Origin of the sequence: Streptococcus infantis, from assembly GCF_047464415.1 — a bacterium.
Lineage (GTDB): Bacteria > Bacillota > Bacilli > Lactobacillales > Streptococcaceae > Streptococcus > Streptococcus infantis_AE.
Map to the genome: position 1 here is coordinate 24,370 of NZ_JASHBX010000012.1, position 19,705 is coordinate 44,074.

Below are 19,705 nucleotides of genomic sequence, written 5' to 3' on the forward strand. Positions count from 1 at the left end.
ACAATGAAAGAAAATTTAAAAGTTAATATTCTATGGTTATTCCTTTTGTTGCTTGGATATGGTTTGATTAGCCTATTGGTTTCAGTAGGAGTCTTGAACCTTTTCCATATTCAGATTATTGAACAAATCGGTATCAATATTATTCTAGCAGTAGGTCTTAACCTAATCGTTGGGTTCTCTGGTCAATTTTCACTTGGACATGCTGGATTTATGGCTATTGGTGCTTATGCAGCAGCCATTATCGGATCAAAATCTCCAACCTATGGTGCATTCTTTGGAGCTATGTTGCTCGGTGCTATCATTGCTGGTTTGGTTGCCTTGATCGTTGGAATTCCAACCCTACGTTTGAAGGGTGACTACCTTGCAGTTGCAACTTTAGGGGTTGCTGAAATTATTCGTATCTTCATTATTAATGGTGGAAGCCTTACAAACGGTGCTGCTGGTATTTTGGGGATTCCTAACTTTACAACTTGGCAGATGGTATACTTCTTTGCCGTGATTACAACGATTGCCACTCTTAATTTCCTTCGCAGTCCTATCGGACGTTTAACCTTATCAGTTCGTGAAGATGAGATTGCTGCTGAGTCAGTAGGGGTAAATACTACAAAAATTAAAATCATTGCTTTTGTTTTTGGTGCTGTTACTGCAAGTATCGCAGGTACTCTTCAGTCAGGATTTATCGGATCAGTCGTACCAAAAGATTATACGTTTATCAACTCTATCAATGTCTTGATTATCGTTGTATTTGGTGGTTTAGGATCCATTACAGGGGCAATTGTTGCGGCGATCGTGCTTGGAATCTTGAACATGCTCCTTCAAGACGTGGCTAGCGTTCGTATGATTATCTATGCTTTGGCCTTGGTACTCGTTATGATCTTCAGACCAGGTGGTCTTCTTGGGACATGGGAATTGAGCCTATCACGTCTCTTTAAAAAAGGTAAGAAGGAGGGACAAAACTAATGGCATTACTTGAAGTAAAAAATTTAACCAAACATTTTGGTGGTCTGACAGCCGTTGGGGACGTCACTCTCGAATTGAACGAAGGTGAACTTGTTGGTTTGATTGGACCGAATGGTGCTGGAAAAACAACCCTCTTCAACTTGTTGACAGGTGTTTATGAACCAAGCGAAGGGACAGTAACCTTGGATGGTCACTTGTTAAATGGCAAGCAACCCTATAAAATCGCATCTCTTGGTTTAGGGCGTACCTTCCAAAATATCCGCCTTTTTAAGGACTTGACAGTTTTGGATAACGTTCTGATTGCATTTAGCAACCATCATAAACAACATGTTTTTGCGAGTTTCTTGCGCTTACCAGCTTTTTATAAGAATGAAAAAGAATTGAAAGCTAAAGCCTTAGAATTACTAAAAATCTTTGATTTGGATGGAGATGCTGAAACTCTAGCTAAAAATTTAGCCTATGGTCAACAACGTCGTTTGGAAATTGTTCGTGCTCTTGCTACAGAACCTAAAATCCTTTTCTTGGATGAGCCTGCAGCGGGTATGAATCCACAAGAAACTGCAGAATTGACTGAGTTGATTCGTCGTATCAAGGATGAATTCAACATTACTATTATGCTGATTGAACATGATATGAACTTGGTTATGGAAGTTACTGAGCGTATCTATGTTCTTGAGTACGGTCGTTTGATTGCTCATGGAACACCAGATGAAATCAAGAGTAATAAACGTGTTATCGAAGCTTATCTTGGAGGTGAAGCCTAATGTCTATGTTAAAAGTTGAAAACCTCTCAGTACACTACGGTATGATTCAAGCTGTACGTGATGTGAGCTTTGAAGTAAATGAAGGAGAAGTTGTTTCCCTTATCGGTGCCAACGGGGCTGGTAAAACAACCATCCTTCGTACCTTGTCAGGACTTGTTCGTCCAAGTTCTGGTAAAATTGAATTTTTGGGACAAGAAATCCAAAAGATGCCTGCACAAAAAATTGTGGCATCAGGACTTTCTCAAGTACCAGAAGGACGTCACGTCTTCCCTGGTTTGACAGTTTTGGAAAACTTGGAGATGGGAGCTTTTCTTAAGAAAAATCGTGAAGAGAACCAAGCAAATCTGAAAAAAGTCTTTTCACGTTTCCCTCGTCTGGAAGAACGTAAAAACCAAGATGCAGCTACCCTTTCTGGTGGTGAGCAACAGATGCTTGCTATGGGACGTGCGCTTATGTCAACGCCTAAACTTCTTCTCTTAGATGAACCATCAATGGGGCTTGCACCAATTTTCATCCAAGAAATTTTTGATATCATCCAAGATATTCAAAAACAAGGTACAACTGTTCTTTTGATCGAGCAAAATGCCAATAAAGCACTAGCCATCGCAGATCGAGGCTATGTTCTTGAAACAGGTAAAATCGTTCTTTCAGGAACAGGTAAAGAACTCGCAGCATCAGACGAAGTCAGAAAAGCATATTTAGGTGGCTAAAAAGGTCCGGGGGACCTTTTTAGTCGGCGGATAAGGATTGCGTAGTAATCTTCGCATAGTCTGGGAGACTAGTTTAGGTTGCGGATAGAGATTGCTTGGCAATCATCAGAACCAGTGGATTGTTTTAGTTCGCGGGAAAGATTACCAAACAAATTACATAATCATAAGATTGAGGGCCTTAATATAGGGCTCTTTTTATAGTATTTCAGAGTTTTCAGAATCTTGAAAAAGAGATGAAAGCGTTTGATTGATTTTCGTAAAAAGTGTATAATAAAACTATAAACATAAAGGAGAGTTCCTATGGCAGTTAAAGATTTTATGACACGAAAGGTCGTATATATTAGTCCAGATACGACTGTAGCACATGCAGCGGACTTGATGCGCGAACAAGGTTTGCATCGTCTTCCTGTTATTGAAAATGATAAATTAGTTGGTCTAGTAACAGAAGGAACAATTGCTGAAGCCAGTCCGTCAAAAGCAACGAGTCTTTCAATCTTCGAGATGAATTACTTGCTCAATAAAACAAAAGTAAAAGACGTCATGATTCGTGATGTTGTAACTGTCTCAGGTTATGCAAGTTTGGAAGATGCAACCTACCTTATGCTGAAAAATAAGATTGGAATCTTGCCAGTTATTGATAATGGACAAGTCTATGGTGTCATTACTGACCGTGATGTATTCAGAGCATTTCTTGAAATTTCTGGTTATGGCGAAGAGGGAATCCGTGTTCGTTTTATCACAGAAAATGAAGTTGGGGTACTTGGTAAGATTGTTTCTTTAATCGTTGAGGAAAATCTAAATATTTCTCATACTGTTAATATTCCACGTAAAGATGGTAAGATTGTTATCGAAGTTCAAATTGAGGGAACGGTTGATCTAGCTACCTTTAAACAGAAATTTGAATCTGAGAATATTCAGGTTGAAGAAATTACACAAACTTTAGCAAAAAAACTGTAAAAAATAAAATAGAAGCAGTTTTTACTTGCTAAAAAAATTTTTTTCTAGTATAATAATTTATTGTGAGCAAACCTCACTTACCCCTTGCAATGTCTTGGGGTCATTAGACCAAAAGGAGGAACATATCAATGGCTAAATACGAAATTCTTTATATCATTCGTCCAAACATTGAAGAAGAAGCGAAAAACGCTTTGGTAGCACGTTTTGACTCTATCTTGACTGACAACGGTGCAACTGTTGTTGAATCAAAAACATGGGAAAAACGTCGTCTTGCATACGAAATCCAAGATTTCCGCGAAGGACTTTACCACATCGTTAACGTTGAAGCAAATGATGATGCAGCTCTTAAAGAGTTTGACCGTCTTTCAAAAATCAACGCTGACATTCTTCGTCACATGATCGTCAAAACTGACGCGTAAGAAGGTAGATTATGATTAACAATGTTGTACTTGTAGGGCGTATGACTCGTGACGCTGAGTTGCGTTATACCCCATCAAATGTAGCAGTTGCGACTTTTACTCTTGCAGTAAACCGTACATTTAAGAGTCAAAATGGCGAACGTGAGGCTGATTTTATCAATGTCGTTATGTGGCGCCAACAGGCTGAGAATCTTGCTAATTGGGCTAAAAAAGGCTCACTTATCGGGGTGACAGGTCGTATTCAGACTCGTAGTTACGATAACCAGCAAGGACAACGTGTCTACGTGACGGAAGTCGTGGCTGAGAATTTCCAAATGTTGGAAAGCCGTAGTGTGCGTGAAGGACATACGGGTGGAGCTTATTCTGCACCAAGTTCAAACTATTCAGCACCTACTCAATCAGTACCTGACTTTTCACGTGATGAAAATCCATTCGGAACAACGAATCCTTTGGATATTTCAGATGATGATTTACCATTCTAATGGACAATTAATACTATAAAGGAGAAAAAAACATGGCTCAACAACGTCGTGGCGGATTCAAACGCCGTAAAAAAGTTGATTACATCGCAGCAAACAAAATTGAATATGTTGATTACAAAGATACTGAGCTTCTTAGCCGTTTCGTTTCAGAACGTGGGAAAATCCTTCCTCGTCGTGTAACAGGAACTTCAGCTAAAAACCAACGTAAAGTAACAACAGCTATCAAACGCGCTCGCGTAATGGCTTTGATGCCTTTCGTAAACGAAGATTAAAAAAGAAGCTCTTTGTCAACTGTAGTGGGTTGATGAAAAGTTATAACCTGGAGAGGACCAACTTGGTTCTCTCCTTTTTTATGTTCAAAGCAATGAGGATTCTGGTTTTAAAGTTTTCAAAGTTCCGGAAGCCAAAAGCATTGCGCTTGATGACCTTAATGAGGTTATTGGTAGCCTCTAGTTTTGCGTTTGAGTAGGGCAGTTCCAGTGAGTTCATGATTTTGTCCTTGTCTTTCAAAAAGGTTTTAAAAACAGTTTGAAAAATAGGATTTACACAAGAAATCGTTTCTTCAATCAGTTCAAAGAAATGGTCTGTTTGTTTCTCTTGGAAATGAAACAGTAATAGTTGATAGAGTTCATAGTGCTCTCTAAGTTCTTGAGAGTATGCAAGGAGCTTTTCGAGAATCTCTTTATTGGTCAAGTGTGAGCGAAAAGTCGGGCGATAAAATCGTTTATCGCTGAGTTTACGGCTATCCTGTTGAATGAGTTTCCAGTAACGTTTTAGTGCCTTATATTCGTGCGATTTGCGATCAAAACGATTCATGACTTGGATGCGAAGACGATTCATAGCTCGACTGAGATGTTGGATAATGTGAAAGCGGTCGAGAACGATTTTAGCGTTAGGAAAAAGTTTTCTGGCAATATCATAGTAGGGGCTAAACATATCCATGGTAATGACTTTCACTCGACTTCTCACCTGACTAGAATAACGAAGGAAATGATTGCGAATAGTCACTTGAGTTCGCCCATCCAGGATAACTACGATCTTTCTGGAATCAAAATCCTGTGCAATGAAACTCATCTTACCTTTCTTGAAGCTGTATTCATCCCAAGACATGTGAGTTGGAAGGAAAGATAAATCTGTCTTGAATTTGAATTCTTTCAATTTACGAATGACTGTCGAAGTAGATACAGATAGACTTTCTGCGATAGCCGTCATAGGGACTTTCTCGATTAATTTTTGAGTGATTTTCTGGTTAACGATGGTAGCGATTTGGTGATTCTTTTTGACTAAGGAAGTCTCTGCGACAGCTATTTTCCCGCAGACTTTACAACGGAAACGGCGTTTTCTCAATCGAATGAGTGTCTTATAGCCTGCACACTCTAGATAGGGAATTTTAGATTCTTTCTGGAAGTCATATTTAGTCATTTGCCCTAGGCAGTGATGACACTTAGGAGCAGGATAATCTAGCTTAGCGATGACTTCTTTATGCGTTCCAGCATCAATATAATCCAAAATTATGATGTTCTTGTCTTTAATTCCGAGTAAGTTTGTGATAAAATTTAATTGTTCCATATGATTCTTTCTAATGATGGTTTGGTCGCTTTTCATTATAGATCTTATGGAACTTTTTTTCTACACAAAAATAGGCTTCATAATATCCATAGGGGATTTACCCACTACAAATATTATAGAGCCAAAAAAGAGGTCCGGGTGGACCTCTTTTTCACGAGCTTGAAAACAAGAGAGCGAGTAAGACCCCGACGGGTCTTTTTTTCACGAGCTTTGAAATGAGAGAGCGAGTTTGGGTCCGAGTGGCTCTCTTTTTCATTAGCTTGAAAACAAGAAAGCGAATTAAAACCCGGGTGGGTCTTTTTTCAAGAGATAGTTTTTTTCTGACCTTGGCATGCTATAATGTTAGGAGAAAGCTATAAAGGAGAAGCTTATGAAGACGACAAGTTCAATTAGAAAAATGCAAGAATCTGACATAAAAGATTATCTCGAGGATTTATCAGCCAAGGTTGGCCAAGTAGAGAGGAGATTTTAACTCTATACTTTAAGGAGCAAGAAAGTGGGGAGAGAGAAGTCTTAGTTGCAGAGGTTGAGGGTGCGGTAGCGGGCTACATTACCATTTTGCCCTCTGCTAAACATGGTCCTTTTGCAGAAGTCTATCCAGAATTATCAGATTTTAATGTGTTTGAGCCTTTTCGAAATCAAGGGATTGGGAATCAACTGCTAGAAGAAGCAGAAAAACGAGTCAAGTTTGTTTCGAGTAAGGTCACTCTTGGTGTAGGTTTGCACTTAGGCTATGGCCCTGCCCAGAGATTGTATATCAGACGGGGCTACATTCCAGATGGGACAGGTGTCTGGTATCGAAATCAACCCTTGGAAATGAATGCAACTAGCCAAAATAATGATGATTTGGTTCTGTATCTAGTAAAGGAATTCGGATAAGAGACAAGGATTTTATTGGGGATGTGGGATTTGACTACTTTATGGTATAATGGAAAGAGTGAATTGAAGGAGGAAAGGTGATGGATGCGAAATTAAGATATAAGGCAAAAAAGATAAAGGTTATTTTTTTTGATATTGATGATACGTTGAGAAACTCAAAGACTGGTTTTATCCCCACCTCAATTTCAACTGTTTTTAAACAATTGCGTGAAAAAGGTATTTTGACTGGGATTGCAACTGGTCGTGGGATTTTCGGTGTCGTGCCAGAGATTCGCGAGCTAAAACCTGACTTTTTTGTTACCTTGAATGGTGCCTATATTGAGGATAAAAAAGGCAATGTGATTGATAGTAACAAAATCGCTAAAGATAAGGTTGAAAGCTATATTGCTTGGACTAAGGAAGTGGGGATTGAATATGGTTTAGTTGGTAGTCATACTGCTAAACTCTCCACTAGAACTGAGTTGATTAGTGAGGCCATTGATCCAATTTATCCTGACTTGGATGTTGATCCTGATTTTTATGAAAAAGAAGACATCTATCAGATGTGGACTTTTGAGGATCAGGGAGATGACCTGACGTTGCCTGAAAGTTTAGCATCGACTTTGCGTATGGTACGCTGGCATGAACATTCGTCAGATGTGGTACCAATTTCAGGTTCAAAAGCAGCTGGTGTAGCAAAAGTTATAGAACATTTAGGTTTTAAACCTGAGAACGTCATGGTCTTTGGAGACGGTCTTAACGATTTAGAGCTCTTTGATTATGCAGGTATTAGTGTTGCTATGGGGATTTCTCATGACGAAATCAAAGAAAAAGCAGATTATATTACAAAAACATTAGAAGAAGATGGCATCTTTGATGCCTTAGAAGGATTTGGTATGGTAGAAAAAGAATTACAGTTTCCGCAAGTAGACATTGAAGCAGTAGAAGGTCCGATTGCGACTATTAAAACAAATCATGGAGATATGCGTATTAAGCTTTTCCCTGAACATGCACCAAAAACAGTAGCCAACTTTATCGCTCTGTCAAAAGCTGGTTACTATGACGGGATCATTTTCCACCGTATTATCAAAGACTTTATGATTCAAGGTGGAGACCCAACTGGTACTGGTATGGGTGGCGAATCAATCTATGGTGAGTCATTTGAGGACGAGTTTTCAGAAGAACTTTACAATATCCGCGGAGCCCTTTCTATGGCTAATGCTGGACCAAATACAAACGGTAGCCAGTTCTTTATCGTGCAAAATCAACACTTGCCATACTCTAAGAAAGAAATTGCTCGTGGTGGTTGGCCAGAACCAATTGCGGAAATTTATGCGGAACAAGGTGGAACTCCTCACCTTGATCGTCGTCACACAGTTTTTGGACAGCTTGCAGATGAAACTTCTTATGAAGTTCTGGATGCAATTGCAGGTGTAGAAACAGGTGCAATGGACAAGCCAGTTGAAGATGTCGTCATCGAAACGATTGAAATCGAGGACTAAGATGAAAATAGGTGATAAGCTAACAGGGCGAATTACAGGGATTCAGTCTTATGGAGCCTTTGTAGAGCTAGAGACTGGTATCACAGGTTTGATTCATATTTCTGAAATTCGTACAGGATTTATTGAGAATATCTATGATGTACTGAAAATCGGTGAAGAAGTTCAAGTCCAAGTTGTCGATTTGGACGAATATACAGGGAAAGCAAGCCTTTCTATTCGGACTTTGGAAGAAGAGAAACATCAGTTACCGAGACGGAGACGTTTTTCAAGTGACCGTGTCAAATACGGCTTTGCTCCTTTGGCTCGTATGATGCCTATCTGGACCAAGGAAGCTATTTCTAATCTAAATAAGAAAAAGTCTTAATTGATTTTTTCTCTCTTGAAATGTTAATATAGTTTGTTATAATAGAAGTATGGTAGAAGAATTATTAAAATCAGGAGAGAGAATCAATCAGCTCTTTTCTACAGATATCAAGATTATTCAAAATAGAGAGGTTTTCAGCTATTCGGTGGATAGTGTACTTTTGTCACGCTTTCCTCGTTTTCCTAAAAATGGCTTGATAGTGGATTTTTGTGCTGGGAATGGAGCTGTTGGACTTTTTGCCAGTAGCAGGACTAAGGCGAAAATTCTGTCTGTTGAAATCCAGGAACGCCTAGCAGATATGGCAGAACGGTCAGTCCGATTAAATGGCTTAGAAGAACAGATGCAAGTCATTTGTGATGATTTGAAGAATATGCCTACTTATATTCAGGGGAGCAAGGTTGATTTGATTTTGTGCAATCCTCCCTATTTTAAGGTGGACCCAAATTCTAATCTGAACGAGAGTGAGCATTACTTGTTGGCTCGGCACGAAATTACGACCAATCTCAAGGAAATCTGCCGTAGTGCCCAAAGTATTCTCAAATCCAATGGGCGTTTAGCCATGGTCCATCGTCCTGATCGATTGTTAGATATTTTAGACACGCTTCAACAACACAATTTAGCTCCAAAGCGTCTGCAATTTGTCTACCCTAAACGGGAGAAGGAAGCCAATATGCTTTTGATCGAGGCTATTAAGGACGGCTCCACTAGTGGTTTTAAGGTTCTGCCACCACTCATTGTTCATAATGATGATGGTTCCTATACTCCAGAAATTCAAGAAATCTATTATGGATCATAAAGCTTATATGTATGTAGTTGAGTGTCGGGATGGTTCCTACTATACTGGTTATACAACGGATGTCAAGAAACGTGTGGCTGTCCACAATAGTGGGAAAGGTGCCAAGTACACACGAGCTCGGTTGCCAGTAAAACTCATCTATGTTCAAGGTTTCGATAGTAAGGAAGAAGCCATGTCTGCTGAAGCCCTTCTCAAACGTAAGAAGAGAGTGCAAAAGGAAAGATTTTTATCTGAAAACCAAGAAAAAAATTTACTCAGTCATTTAGAAGAGTAGTGGGGAGTTCTTTGACTCCTCTTACTTTTGTCAAAAATTAAAAAAAATGCTACAATAAAGAGAATAAAGAAACGAGGTATTATCATGTCTAAGATTCTAGTATTTGGTCACCAAAATCCAGATTCAGATGCTATCGGTTCATCAGTAGCCTTTGCTTATCTTGCAAAAGAAGCTTATGGTTTGGATACAGAAGCGGTGGCTCTTGGAACTCCAAATGAAGAAACAGCTTTCGTATTGAACTATTTTGGTGTTGAAGCACCGCGCGTTATCACATCTGCTAAAGCAGAAGGTGCAGAACAAGTTATCTTGACTGACCACAATGAATTCCAACAATCAGTGTCAGATATCGCTGAAGTAGAAGTTTATGGTGTTGTGGACCACCACCGCGTAGCTAACTTTGAAACTGCTAGCCCACTTTACATGCGCTTGGAGCCAGTTGGATCAGCATCTTCTATCGTTTACCGCATGTTCAAAGAACACGGTGTAGCTGTTCCAAAAGAAATTGCAGGTTTGATGCTTTCAGGTTTGATTTCAGATACCCTTCTTTTGAAATCTCCAACAACTCACCCATCTGATAAGGTGATTGCGCCTGAATTGGCTGAATTGGCAGGAGTTAACTTGGAAGAATACGGTCTTGCAATGCTCAAAGCAGGTACTAACTTGGCAAGCAAATCAGCAGAAGAATTGATCGACATCGATGCCAAGACTTTTGAATTGAACGGAAACAACGTTCGTGTGGCTCAAGTCAATACAGTTGATATCGCTGAAGTCTTGGAACGCCAAGCTGAAATCGAAGCAGCTATCCAAGCTGCAAATGCAGCTAACGGTTACTCTGACTTCGTTTTGATGATTACAGATATCGTCAACTCAAACTCAGAAATTTTGGCTCTTGGTGCTAATATGGACAAGGTAGAAGCAGCTTTCAACTTCAAACTTGAAAACAACCATGCCTTCCTTCCAGGTGCTGTTTCACGTAAGAAACAAGTAGTACCACAATTGACTGAAAGCTTCAATGCTTAATTGTAATAAGAAAATGGGGATACCCATTGTTAAAAAGGAGTCTCGACTCCTTTTTTGCTAGGAGGAGAGCATGTTAGAATCTGGCGATTTGATTTTTATAAAGGACTTGTCAGATATAGGACAAGCCATCCAGAAATCTACTGGCAACTATAGCCATGTGGCCATTTTTTTAGACGGCTTCATCTATCATGCAACTACGGAAGGCGGAGTCATTGCCCAATCTCCTGAAGATTTCTTTGAAGCTGAGAAAGTATATGACCTTTATCGCTATCCGAAAATCGATCACAAAGAAGTCAAAAATCAGGCAGAGAGCCTTTTGGGTTCGCCCTACAATGCTTCCTTTTACCTGGCTGGAGATGGTTATTACTGTTCCCAGTTTGTAGCAGAAATTCTCCCTATTTTTGAGACCATTCCCATGAAGTTTGGGGATGATACACAGGAAATTAGTGATTTCTGGAGAAAATATTATCGAGAGTTGGGGCTTCCTGTACCTCTGAATCATCCTGGCACTAACCCTAGTCAATTAGCAATATCACCACTTTTAGTTTGTAAAGAAAGGAATCTTCATGATTCAGATTTTTAATCCATCTCGCATGACGCGTCAACCATTCTTTAGAGATTTGGTAAACTATCTTGATAAGCATGATGATGTTATCCTCCGCGAAATCAAGGCTCAGTTTCCGGAGATACCTGTTGATAAGTATTTGGAGGAATATATTAAAGCTGGTTTCATCCTTCGAGAAAACAAACGCTATTATCTCAATCTTCCCTTTCTAGAATCTACAGAATCTCTTGAACTAGACCTAGAAGTCTTTGTGAGAGACGATAGTCCAATCTATCAAGAAATCCTGGAGAAACATTTTCAGACGGAATTACGCAATCAAACCAATGCAGCTATCCTTGAAGAGTATACGGATTTTGCTAGGGAAAAGATGACCTTGTCTAATTATTTTTATAAGGTTAAGCACCAGTATCCGCTGACAGAAGATCAGCAGAAACTCTATGGTGTTTTGGGTGATGTCAACCCTGAGTATGCTCTCAAGTATATGACAACCTTTTTGCTTAAATTTCTCATAAAAGACCAGCTCATGCAGAAGCGTCGAGATATCTTTGTTGATAGTTTAGTTTTATTGGGCTACATCATTCAAAATGAAGATGGGAAATATGAGTTAGCTGTAGAATTTGATAAAGAAAGATTCATCTTTATAAAAAAATAAAAGCTAGGGATTTTCCTAGCCTTCTTTAAATATACTATAGATAACGTTCTGCAACAGCAGCATCTCCAGGATAGTCTTCTTTCTGCCCTTGGATGATTTGGTAGCAGTCGGCTCCTTTACCAGCGATAATCACAGCGTCCAGTTCTTGACTTGTAACAGACATCGCAGTCTTGATGGCTTGCTCACGGTCAGCAATCTTTTCAACAGGACGATGGATGTAGCTACTAATTTCATCAGCAATGGCCATCGGATCTTCATAGTTTGGATCGTCAGCCGTAAGGAATACTTGAATTTCAGGATGTTGATCGAGGAGAAGTCCAAAGTCCTTACGACGGCTTTCTCCCTTGTTTCCTGTTGAGCCGAGTACTAAAGCAATCTTTCCAGTTTGATGTGTTTCAACAACTGAGATTAGTTTTTTAAGACTGTCACCGTTGTGGGCGTAGTCGATGAAAACTTTTGCTCCATTTTTTTGAGTGAGGACTTCCATACGTCCAGGGACGCGAGTAGACGCAATCCCTTTTTTGATATCATCTAGACTAGCACCTAAACGAAGACAGGCAAGTCCTGCTGCAACAGCATTCTCTTGGTTGAAGTGCCCAATCAACTGAATATCATAGTCTCCAGCTAATTTACCAGTAGCTGAGAAGCTAAAGGCTTTGGAGTTCTCGATTTGGTTACTTGACTGGCTACCATAGAAGTCATGCTCTTGGTTCTCAACTTGTTCTTTTAGAACAGAGAAGTGGTCCATATCGCTATTAATGACAACTGCTCGGCTATTTTTCATCAAGAGACGCTTGTGGTAGAAGTAGTCTTCAAAGGTCGGATGCTCAATAGGACCAATATGGTCAGGACTAATGTTGAGGAAGACACCGACATCAAAGGTCAGGCCGTAAACCCGTTTCACCAAATAAGCTTGGCTGGATACTTCCATGATAAGGTGGGTTCTTCCATTATCAACTGCTTGAGCCATCATATCAAAGAGATCAATGCTTTCAGGAGTTGTTAGAGCAGATTTAAAGAAAGTCTTACCGTCCAAGGTCGTATTCATGGTTGATAACATAGCTGGACGATGTTGTTGATTTAAGATGTTGTAGGCGAAATAAGCTGCGGTTGTTTTTCCTTTAGTACCAGTGAAAGCAAGTAATTTTAATTTCTCCTGAGGGTTGCCATAAAACTCCATGGCAAGCAAACTCATGGCTTTCTTAATATCGCTAACGACAATGACGGGAATATTGACTTCATAGTCCTGCTCAGCTACATACCAACCAAGTCCTTGTTCAATTGCAGAAAGGAGAAATTCTTTTTTGAAGGCTGCTCCTTTGACAAAAAAGAGACTATTTTCTTGAGCTTTTCGGCTATCGTAGCAGATGCTATCAAAAACGACATCACTGTGATAATAATGGTAATGTCCTTGGTCGATAATCTCACGGAAGAGACCATCCTTTTTTAAAATGTCTAATATAGTTTCAATCTTTATCATACTTTCTATTGTAAACCGAAAGTCTGAATTTTACAAGTAACAAGGAAAAGTTTATAATGGAATATAAGGAACATTTCCTAGTTATTAAAATTGAATGAGGAAGTTATGTCTAACGAAAATAATCATCAGCAGGCCCAGATGTTACGCGGAACGGCCTGGCTAACGGCTAGTAACTTTATCAGCCGCCTGCTCGGGGCCATTTACATCATCCCTTGGTATATCTGGATGGGGACTTATGCTGCTAAGGCTAATGGTCTCTTTACTATGGGTTACAATATCTATGCTTGGTTCTTGTTGATTTCGACAGCAGGTATCCCTGTTGCAGTCGCAAAGCAGGTTGCTAAGTATAACACCATGAAAGAAGAAGAGCATAGTTTTGCTCTGATTCGGAGTTTCCTGGGCTTTATGACTGGACTAGGTCTTGTCTTTGCTTTGGTCTTATATCTCTTTGCGCCTTGGTTGGCAGATCTTTCTGGTGTCGGTAAGGACTTGATTCCCATTATGCAGAGTCTAGCTTGGGCTGTCTTGATTTTCCCGTCTATGAGTGTCATCCGTGGATTTTTCCAAGGGATGAATAATCTCAAGCCTTATGCCATGAGTCAAATCGCTGAGCAAGTTATCCGAGTTATTTGGATGCTCTTAGCAACCTTTATCATCATGAAGCTTGGTTCAGGAGACTATCTAGCAGCGGTTACCCAATCTACCTTTGCGGCCTTTGTGGGAATGGTAGCTAGCTTTGCTGTCTTGCTTTATTTCCTCTATAAAGAAGGAATGCTTCAAAAAGTCTTTGAAACACGAGATAAGATTGATAGCAAACATCTGTTAATGGATACGATTAAGGAAGCTATTCCTTTTATCATAACAGGTTCAGCTATTCAGCTTTTCCAAATTTTGGACCAAATGACCTTTATCAATAGCATGAAGTGGTTTACCAACTACAATAATGAAGATTTAGTTGTCATGTTTTCTTATTTCTCTGCCAATCCTAATAAAATCACCATGATTCTCATTTCTGTTGGAGTTTCGATTGGTAGTGTGGGATTACCACTTTTAACTGAGAACTATGTCAAGGGGGATTTGCCAGCAGCTTCTCGCTTAGTGCAAGATAGTATTACCATGCTTTTCCTATTCCTCTTACCTGCAACAGTTGGAGTAGTCATGGTAGGTGAACCACTCTATACAGTCTTTTACGGTAAACCAGATAGCTTGGCGATGGGCTTGTTTGTCTTTGCAGTTTTGCAGTCAACCATTCTTGGTTTGTACATGGTCTTGTCACCAATGCTTCAGGCTATGTTCCGTAACCGTAAGGCAGTCTTGTATTTTGTTTATGGCTCAATTGCTAAGATTGTTTTACAATTACCATCAATAGCGCTTTTTCATAGTTATGGTCCTCTCATTTCAACGACTATCGGTCTTATCATTCCAATTGTTTTGATGTATCGCGAAATCTGTCAGATTACAGGAGTTCGTCGAAAGATCATCCTTAAACGAACCGTCCTAGTGACTATTTTAACTCTTGTCATGTTTATTCTGGTAGGTTTCTTACAATGGATGATAGGATTTGTCTTCCAACCAACTGGACGTTTCTGGAGTTTCATTTATGTCGCTCTAATCGGTGCTATCGGTGGTGGACTCTACGGATTCATGAGTCTCTATACTCGTCTCTTAGATAAGGTTATTGGACAGGCAAAAGCTGACCAGTTACGAGCACGATTAAAATTATCATAAAAATTTATAAATAAAATGAGTAATTTGAACTTTTCTATCCGAAAAAGTTTAAATTGTTCATTTTTTTATTTAAAAAATAGGATAAAATATAAAATTAGTAGAAAAAAATCTATAATTTGGTAAAAATTAGATAAAATTGCTTGACTAAAAAAAACAATAGCTGTATAATGATACAAATATTTAAATTTGGAGGTTCTGGAAATGAAAAAGTCTAAGGCAAAATATCTGACGCTGGCAGGCCTTGCCCTAAGTGCCGGTCTACTATTGGCGGCTTGTAGCAACTCAGCTAGTTCAACTAAAACATACAACTATGTCTATTCTAGCGATCCGTCTAGTTTGAACTATCTTGCAGAAAACCGTGCAACAACCAATGACATCGTTACCAATTTGGTAGATGGGTTGATGGAAAATGACCAATACGGTAACTACGTTCCATCCTTGGCAGAAGATTGGACTGTTTCTCAGGACGGTTTGACATACACTTATAAACTTCGTAAAGATGCTAAGTGGTATACCTCTGAAGGTGAAGAATATGCTCCAGTAACTGCCCAAGATTTTGTAACTGGTTTGAAATATGCTGCTGATAAAAAATCCGAAGCTTTGTACCTGGTTCAAGATTCTGTAGCAGGTTTGGATGACTATATCAACGGGAAAACAACTGACTTTTCAACTGTCGGTGTTAAGGCGATTGACGACCAAACAGTTCAGTACACTTTGACACGACCAGAATCTTATTGGAATTCTAAAACAACATCAACCATTCTCTTCCCTGTCAATGCAGACTTCCTGAAATCAAAAGGGGATGACTTTGGTAAGGTAGACCCTTCTAGCATTTTGTACAATGGACCTTTCTTGATGAAATCCTTTGTTTCAAAATCTGTTATCGAGTTCAAGAAAAATCCCAACTACTGGGATGAAAAAAATGTCTTTGTAGATGATGTGAAATTGGCCTATTATGATGGTAGTGACCAAGATGCACTAGCTCGTAACTTTGTAGAAGGAGTCTACAGCTACGCACGTCTCTATCCAAATAGCTCAAGCTTTGAAGGAATTAAAGAGAAGAACAAGGATAACATCATCTATAGTATGCAAAATGCAACTTCTTATTACTTGAACTTCAACTTGGACAGAAAGTCTTATAACTTCACTTCTAAGTCCTCAGATATCGAAAAGAAATCAACCCAAGAAGCAGTTCTGAATAAAAACTTCCGTCAAGCCTTCAACTATGCTTATAACCGTACAGCCTATGGAGCTCAATCTCAAGGGGAAGACGGAGCAACGAAGATTATTCGTAACCTAGTTGTACCTCCTACATTTGTAAGCATCAACGGAAAAGACTTTGGTGATGTTGTTTCAGAAAAGATGGTCAACTATGGCCAAGAATGGCAAGGAATCAACTTTGCAGATGCGCAAGACCCATACTACAATCCTGACAAGGCTAAGGCTAAATTTGCGGAAGCCAAGAAAGAATTGGAAGCTAAGGGTGTGCAATTCCCAATCCACTTGGATGTAACAGTTGACCAATCAGCTAAAAAAGGTGTACTTGAAGCAAGCTCTTTGAAACAATCCATCGAATCTGTTCTAGGAGCTGAGAATGTGGTGATCGATATCCAACAATTATCAACAGACGATTACGATAATTCTGGCTACCTAGCTCAAACTGCAGCTCAAAAAGACTTTGATATCTATAATGGCGGTTGGAGTGCGGACTACTTGGATCCATCAAGTTATCTTGATATCTTAAATGTCAATAACGGTGGTATGTTGCAAAACATTGGTCTAGAACCAGGTGAGGTCAATGACAAGGCTAAGGCAGTTGGTCTGGATACTTACACTCAAATGCTAGAAGAAGCGAACAAGGAGCAAGAACCAGCAAAACGTTATGAAAAATATGCTGAAGTTCAAGCTTGGCTCGTTGATAGCGCCCTTGCTATTCCAAACGTTTCTCAGGGTGGAACACCGACTTTGAGAAAGACAGTTCCATTCTCATCGCCATTCTCACAAGCTGGAAATAAGGGTGTCGAATCATACAAGTACCTCAAGTTGCAAGATAAGACTGTAACGGCTGCTGAGTATGAAAAAGCTAAAGAAAAATGGCTGAAAGAAAAAGAAGAATCAAATAAAAAAGCCCAAGAAGATCTTGCCAAGCACGTTAGATAATGATTTTTAACAAAAAAACGATAACTTTAGAAAAGGTTATCGTTTTTTTATATAGTTTGAAACTATAACTAGCTCTTGAAAACAAGAAAACGAAGGATCCAAAATAAGTGGTACAATAGTTACTATAGATTTGGAGGTATTGTATGAGTAAATCATTTCACATCAACACAATTTTAGCACAAGCAGGGATCAAGTCTGATGAGGCAACAGGTGCTTTGGTTACACCTATTCACTTTTCAACGACTTATCAGCACCCAGAATTTGGTCAATCAACTGGATTTGACTATACCCGCACCAAAAACCCAACTCGTAGCAAGGCAGAGGAAGTTTTGGCAGCAATTGAATCAGCCAAGTATGCTTTGGCGACTAGTTCAGGTATGTCTGCGATTGTGTTAGCCTTTAGCGTTTTTCCAGTAGGAAGCAAGGTTTTGGCAGTCCGTGACCTTTACGGTGGTTCTTTCCGCTGGTTCAATCAAGTGGAGCAGGAAGGACGTTTCCACTTTACCTATGCCAACACAGAAGAAGAGCTAATTGCCGAGCTAGAAAAGGATGTGGATGTACTTTATATCGAAACGCCAACCAATCCTTTGATGTTGGAATTTGATATTGAAAAATTGTCAAAATTAGCTCATGCTAAGGGTGCTAAAGTTGTCGTCGACAATACTTTCTATAGCCCGATTTACCAACGTCCAATTGAAGATGGAGCAGATATTGTCCTTCATTCAGCGACAAAATACCTTGCAGGCCATAATGATGTTCTAGCTGGTGTAGTTGTGACAGATAATGCTGATTTGTACGAAAAGCTCTTTTACAATCTCAACACGACAGGGGCTGTTTTGTCACCATTTGATAGTTATCAATTGATTCGTGGTCTTAAAACATTGTCACTTCGTATGGAGCGCTCAACAGCTAATGCTCAAGAGATTGTAGCCTTTTTGGAACAGTCACCTGCAGTCAAAGAAGTTTTGTATACAGGTCGTGGGGGAATGATTTCCTTTAAAGTGGCAGATGAAAAACGAATCCCTCATATCTTGAATACTTTGAAAGTATTCTCTTTTGCTGAAAGCCTGGGTGGTGTAGAAAGTCTGATTACCTACCCAACCACTCAAACCCATGCAGACATTCCTGCAGAGGTTCGTCATTCTTATGGACTGACTGATGATCTTTTGCGATTGTCTATTGGTATTGAGGATGCCAGAGATTTGATTGAAGACTTGCGTCAAGCCTTGGAAGGATAAGACTATGGGAAAATATGATTTTACGACCTTGCCCAATCGTTTTGGACATCATACCTACAAATGGAAAGAAGCAGAGACTGACCGAGAAGTATTACCAGCCTGGATTGCTGATATGGACTTTGAAGTGTTACCTGAGATTCGTCAGACTGTCCATAGCTATGCGGAGCAATTAGTTTATGGCTATACCTATGCTAGTGATGGGTTGATTGAAGCTGTTCAAAATTGGGAGGAAAAACAGCACGGCTATCGCTTTGAAAAGGATGCTCTAGTCTTTATCGAGGGAGTAGTACCTGCCATTTCAACAGCTATTCAAGCCTTTACCAAAGAAGGAGAAGCAGTACTCATTAATACACCCGTTTATCCTCCTTTTGCTCGCAGCATTAAGCTCAATAATCGTAGACTAATCCCCAACTCTCTAGTAGAAAAAGACGGACTTTTTGAGATTGACTTTGATCAATTGGAGAAAGATTTTGTCGAAGAGGAAGTGAAGCTCTACGTTCTCTGTAATCCTCATAATCCTGGTGGACGTGTTTGGGAGAAGGAAGTCTTGGAGAAGATTGGACAACTGTGTCAAAAACATGGAGTCTTGCTGGTATCTGATGAGATTCACCAAGATTTAGCCTTGTTTGGAAATAAACACCAGTCATTCAATACGGTAAATGAAGATTTTAAAGAATTTTCACTGATTTTAAGCAGTGCGACCAAGACCTTTAACATTGCTGGAACGAAAAATTCTTACGCCATTATCGAAAATTCCAAGTTGAGAGTGGCTTTCCAAAAACGCCAGCTTGCTAATAATCAACATGAAATCTCAGGTTTGGGATATTTAGCAACAGAAACTGCCTATCGCTATGGTGAAGATTGGTTGACAGAACTCAAAGAACTGATTGAGAAACACATCAATTATGTAGTTGATTTGTTTGGGAAAAAAACTAAAATTAAGGTCATGAAACCTCAAGGGACCTATCTCATTTGGCTTGATTTTTCAGCCTATGATATTAGCGATGAGGAGCTAAGAAAGCTTTTAAGAGATGAAGCCAAGGTTATCCTGAATAGAGGCTTGGACTTTGGTGAAGAAGGAGCTCTACATGCTCGCTTAAATGTAGCCATGCCGACATCTGTCTTGGAAGAAGTTTGTCAACGAATCCTAACCACTTTCGCTAACCTTTAACAAGCTAGCCTTCTGGGGGAAAAGTACCCTAGAAGG

General features: G+C 39.5%; 20 protein-coding genes and 1 pseudogene. 19 read left to right on the forward strand and 2 right to left on the reverse strand.

Translation table 11 applies throughout. The annotated features are described in order from the left end of the window. The first annotated feature begins 3 nt into the window (after positions 1–3). The 7 genes from QM460_RS07795 to rpsR all read left to right on the forward strand — a co-directional run bounded on the left by QM460_RS07795 (position 4) and on the right by rpsR (position 4,564). Positions 4–960, forward strand: a complete 957-nt coding sequence (locus tag QM460_RS07795; RefSeq protein ID WP_316108576.1) for a branched-chain amino acid ABC transporter permease — start codon at positions 4–6, stop codon at positions 958–960. Then, positions 960–1,724 (forward strand): ABC transporter ATP-binding protein, encoded by a 765-nt coding sequence (locus QM460_RS07800; protein WP_049503117.1) that lies wholly within the window; start codon positions 960–962, stop codon positions 1,722–1,724. Before QM460_RS07795 ends, QM460_RS07800 begins: the two co-directional genes overlap by 1 nt. After that, the gene (locus tag QM460_RS07805; RefSeq protein ID WP_000062222.1) at positions 1,724–2,434 is read left to right on the forward strand and encodes an ABC transporter ATP-binding protein; all 711 of its coding nucleotides are present in this window, start codon (positions 1,724–1,726) and stop codon (positions 2,432–2,434) included. The genes QM460_RS07800 and QM460_RS07805 overlap by 1 nt, the downstream gene beginning before the upstream one ends. A 300-nt stretch (positions 2,435–2,734) precedes the next feature. Then, positions 2,735–3,391 carry a CBS domain-containing protein gene (locus tag QM460_RS07810; RefSeq protein WP_000268637.1) on the forward strand — a complete coding sequence of 219 codons (657 nt, stop codon included), beginning with the start codon at positions 2,735–2,737 and terminating at the stop codon, positions 3,389–3,391. A 128-nt stretch (positions 3,392–3,519) separates the two neighbouring features. Further along, complete coding sequence (rpsF, locus tag QM460_RS07815) at positions 3,520–3,810, forward strand: 30S ribosomal protein S6 (protein WP_001151786.1); 291 nt, start codon at positions 3,520–3,522, stop codon at positions 3,808–3,810. Positions 3,811–3,821: 11 nt separating this feature from the next. Then, on the forward strand, positions 3,822–4,292 hold the full coding sequence (gene ssbA / locus QM460_RS07820; RefSeq protein ID WP_000609604.1) for a single-stranded DNA-binding protein SsbA: 471 nt from the start codon (positions 3,822–3,824) through the stop codon (positions 4,290–4,292). A gap of 32 nt (positions 4,293–4,324) precedes the next feature. Then, complete coding sequence (gene rpsR / locus QM460_RS07825) at positions 4,325–4,564, forward strand: 30S ribosomal protein S18 (RefSeq protein WP_000068664.1); 240 nt, start codon at positions 4,325–4,327, stop codon at positions 4,562–4,564. Between the two features lie 40 nt (positions 4,565–4,604). Here rpsR and QM460_RS07830 read toward each other — a convergent pair whose 3' ends face one another. After that, on the reverse strand, positions 4,605–5,861 hold the full coding sequence (locus QM460_RS07830; protein ID WP_414289723.1) for an ISL3 family transposase: 1,257 nt from the start codon (positions 5,859–5,861) through the stop codon (positions 4,605–4,607). Positions 5,862–6,231: 370 nt separating this feature from the next. Between QM460_RS07830 and QM460_RS07835 the strand changes: the two are divergent. The 8 genes and pseudogenes from QM460_RS07835 (at position 6,232) to QM460_RS07870 (ending at position 11,892) form a co-directional block, all read left to right on the forward strand. Further along, positions 6,232–6,740, forward strand: a pseudogene (locus QM460_RS07835) (GNAT family N-acetyltransferase). A gap of 80 nt (positions 6,741–6,820) precedes the next feature. Further along, positions 6,821–8,221, forward strand: coding sequence for a bifunctional Cof-type HAD-IIB family hydrolase/peptidylprolyl isomerase (locus QM460_RS07840; protein WP_414289724.1), 1,401 nt, complete (start codon positions 6,821–6,823; stop codon positions 8,219–8,221). A 1-nt stretch (position 8,222) separates the two neighbouring features. Further along, positions 8,223–8,585, forward strand: coding sequence for a S1 RNA-binding domain-containing protein (locus tag QM460_RS07845; protein ID WP_000689622.1), 363 nt, complete (start codon positions 8,223–8,225; stop codon positions 8,583–8,585). 49 nt (positions 8,586–8,634) lie between these two features. Beyond that, positions 8,635–9,381 (forward strand): tRNA1(Val) (adenine(37)-N6)-methyltransferase, encoded by a 747-nt coding sequence (locus tag QM460_RS07850; protein WP_049528547.1) that lies wholly within the window; start codon positions 8,635–8,637, stop codon positions 9,379–9,381. Next, positions 9,371–9,655 (forward strand): GIY-YIG nuclease family protein, encoded by a 285-nt coding sequence (locus QM460_RS07855; RefSeq protein ID WP_414289725.1) that lies wholly within the window; start codon positions 9,371–9,373, stop codon positions 9,653–9,655. Before QM460_RS07850 ends, QM460_RS07855 begins: the two co-directional genes overlap by 11 nt. 84 nt (positions 9,656–9,739) lie before the next feature. Beyond that, on the forward strand, positions 9,740–10,675 hold the full coding sequence (locus QM460_RS07860) for a manganese-dependent inorganic pyrophosphatase (protein ID WP_009731484.1): 936 nt from the start codon (positions 9,740–9,742) through the stop codon (positions 10,673–10,675). A gap of 70 nt (positions 10,676–10,745) precedes the next feature. Further along, a complete protein-coding gene (locus tag QM460_RS07865) occupies positions 10,746–11,258 on the forward strand; it encodes a YiiX/YebB-like N1pC/P60 family cysteine hydrolase (RefSeq protein ID WP_414289726.1) in 513 nt (170 codons plus the stop codon). Further along, on the forward strand, positions 11,242–11,892 hold the full coding sequence (locus tag QM460_RS07870) for a DUF1803 domain-containing protein (RefSeq protein WP_414289727.1): 651 nt from the start codon (positions 11,242–11,244) through the stop codon (positions 11,890–11,892). The genes QM460_RS07865 and QM460_RS07870 overlap by 17 nt, the downstream gene beginning before the upstream one ends. Positions 11,893–11,926: 34 nt before the next feature. Here the strand turns inward: QM460_RS07870 and QM460_RS07875 are convergent, their stop codons facing one another. Beyond that, the gene (locus QM460_RS07875; RefSeq protein ID WP_414289728.1) at positions 11,927–13,372 is read right to left on the reverse strand and encodes a UDP-N-acetylmuramoyl-L-alanyl-D-glutamate--L-lysine ligase; all 1,446 of its coding nucleotides are present in this window, start codon (positions 13,370–13,372) and stop codon (positions 11,927–11,929) included. Positions 13,373–13,477: 105 nt separating this feature from the next. Between QM460_RS07875 and QM460_RS07880 the strand changes: the two genes are divergently transcribed. The 4 genes from QM460_RS07880 (at position 13,478) to QM460_RS07895 (ending at position 19,669) form a co-directional block, all read left to right on the forward strand. Further along, positions 13,478–15,100, forward strand: coding sequence for a putative polysaccharide biosynthesis protein (locus tag QM460_RS07880; RefSeq protein ID WP_414289729.1), 1,623 nt, complete (start codon positions 13,478–13,480; stop codon positions 15,098–15,100). A 201-nt stretch (positions 15,101–15,301) separates the two neighbouring features. After that, on the forward strand, positions 15,302–17,260 hold the full coding sequence (locus QM460_RS07885) for a peptide ABC transporter substrate-binding protein (protein ID WP_414289730.1): 1,959 nt from the start codon (positions 15,302–15,304) through the stop codon (positions 17,258–17,260). Between the two features lie 143 nt (positions 17,261–17,403). Next, positions 17,404–18,498 (forward strand): cystathionine gamma-synthase, encoded by a 1,095-nt coding sequence (locus tag QM460_RS07890; RefSeq protein WP_223333289.1) that lies wholly within the window; start codon positions 17,404–17,406, stop codon positions 18,496–18,498. Between the two features lie 4 nt (positions 18,499–18,502). After that, the gene (locus QM460_RS07895) at positions 18,503–19,669 is read left to right on the forward strand and encodes a MalY/PatB family protein (RefSeq protein WP_414289731.1); all 1,167 of its coding nucleotides are present in this window, start codon (positions 18,503–18,505) and stop codon (positions 19,667–19,669) included. Positions 19,670–19,705: the final 36 nt, after the last annotated feature.

What these genes read in the sequence shown, in the direction of transcription:
- ssbA (WP_000609604.1), top strand. Translation starts at nt 3,822, where the DNA reads ATGATTAACAATGTTGTACTTGTAGGGCGTATGACTCGTGACGCTGAG.
- QM460_RS07885 (WP_414289730.1), top strand. Translation starts at nt 15,302, where the DNA reads ATGAAAAAGTCTAAGGCAAAATATCTGACGCTGGCAGGCCTTGCCCTA.
- QM460_RS07860 (WP_009731484.1), top strand. Translation starts at nt 9,740, where the DNA reads ATGTCTAAGATTCTAGTATTTGGTCACCAAAATCCAGATTCAGATGCT.
- QM460_RS07870 (WP_414289727.1), top strand. Translation starts at nt 11,242, where the DNA reads ATGATTCAGATTTTTAATCCATCTCGCATGACGCGTCAACCATTCTTT.
- QM460_RS07850 (WP_049528547.1), top strand. Translation starts at nt 8,635, where the DNA reads ATGGTAGAAGAATTATTAAAATCAGGAGAGAGAATCAATCAGCTCTTT.
- QM460_RS07810 (WP_000268637.1), top strand. Translation starts at nt 2,735, where the DNA reads ATGGCAGTTAAAGATTTTATGACACGAAAGGTCGTATATATTAGTCCA.
- QM460_RS07895 (WP_414289731.1), top strand. Translation starts at nt 18,503, where the DNA reads ATGGGAAAATATGATTTTACGACCTTGCCCAATCGTTTTGGACATCAT.
- QM460_RS07830 (WP_414289723.1), bottom strand. Translation starts at nt 5,861, where the DNA reads ATGGAACAATTAAATTTTATCACAAACTTACTCGGAATTAAAGACAAG.
- QM460_RS07865 (WP_414289726.1), top strand. Translation starts at nt 10,746, where the DNA reads ATGTTAGAATCTGGCGATTTGATTTTTATAAAGGACTTGTCAGATATA.
- rpsR (WP_000068664.1), top strand. Translation starts at nt 4,325, where the DNA reads ATGGCTCAACAACGTCGTGGCGGATTCAAACGCCGTAAAAAAGTTGAT.
- QM460_RS07805 (WP_000062222.1), top strand. Translation starts at nt 1,724, where the DNA reads ATGTCTATGTTAAAAGTTGAAAACCTCTCAGTACACTACGGTATGATT.
- QM460_RS07840 (WP_414289724.1), top strand. Translation starts at nt 6,821, where the DNA reads ATGGATGCGAAATTAAGATATAAGGCAAAAAAGATAAAGGTTATTTTT.
- QM460_RS07880 (WP_414289729.1), top strand. Translation starts at nt 13,478, where the DNA reads ATGTCTAACGAAAATAATCATCAGCAGGCCCAGATGTTACGCGGAACG.
- QM460_RS07800 (WP_049503117.1), top strand. Translation starts at nt 960, where the DNA reads ATGGCATTACTTGAAGTAAAAAATTTAACCAAACATTTTGGTGGTCTG.
- QM460_RS07855 (WP_414289725.1), top strand. Translation starts at nt 9,371, where the DNA reads ATGGATCATAAAGCTTATATGTATGTAGTTGAGTGTCGGGATGGTTCC.
- QM460_RS07845 (WP_000689622.1), top strand. Translation starts at nt 8,223, where the DNA reads ATGAAAATAGGTGATAAGCTAACAGGGCGAATTACAGGGATTCAGTCT.
- QM460_RS07875 (WP_414289728.1), bottom strand. Translation starts at nt 13,372, where the DNA reads ATGATAAAGATTGAAACTATATTAGACATTTTAAAAAAGGATGGTCTC.
- QM460_RS07795 (WP_316108576.1), top strand. Translation starts at nt 4, where the DNA reads ATGAAAGAAAATTTAAAAGTTAATATTCTATGGTTATTCCTTTTGTTG.
- QM460_RS07890 (WP_223333289.1), top strand. Translation starts at nt 17,404, where the DNA reads ATGAGTAAATCATTTCACATCAACACAATTTTAGCACAAGCAGGGATC.
- rpsF (WP_001151786.1), top strand. Translation starts at nt 3,520, where the DNA reads ATGGCTAAATACGAAATTCTTTATATCATTCGTCCAAACATTGAAGAA.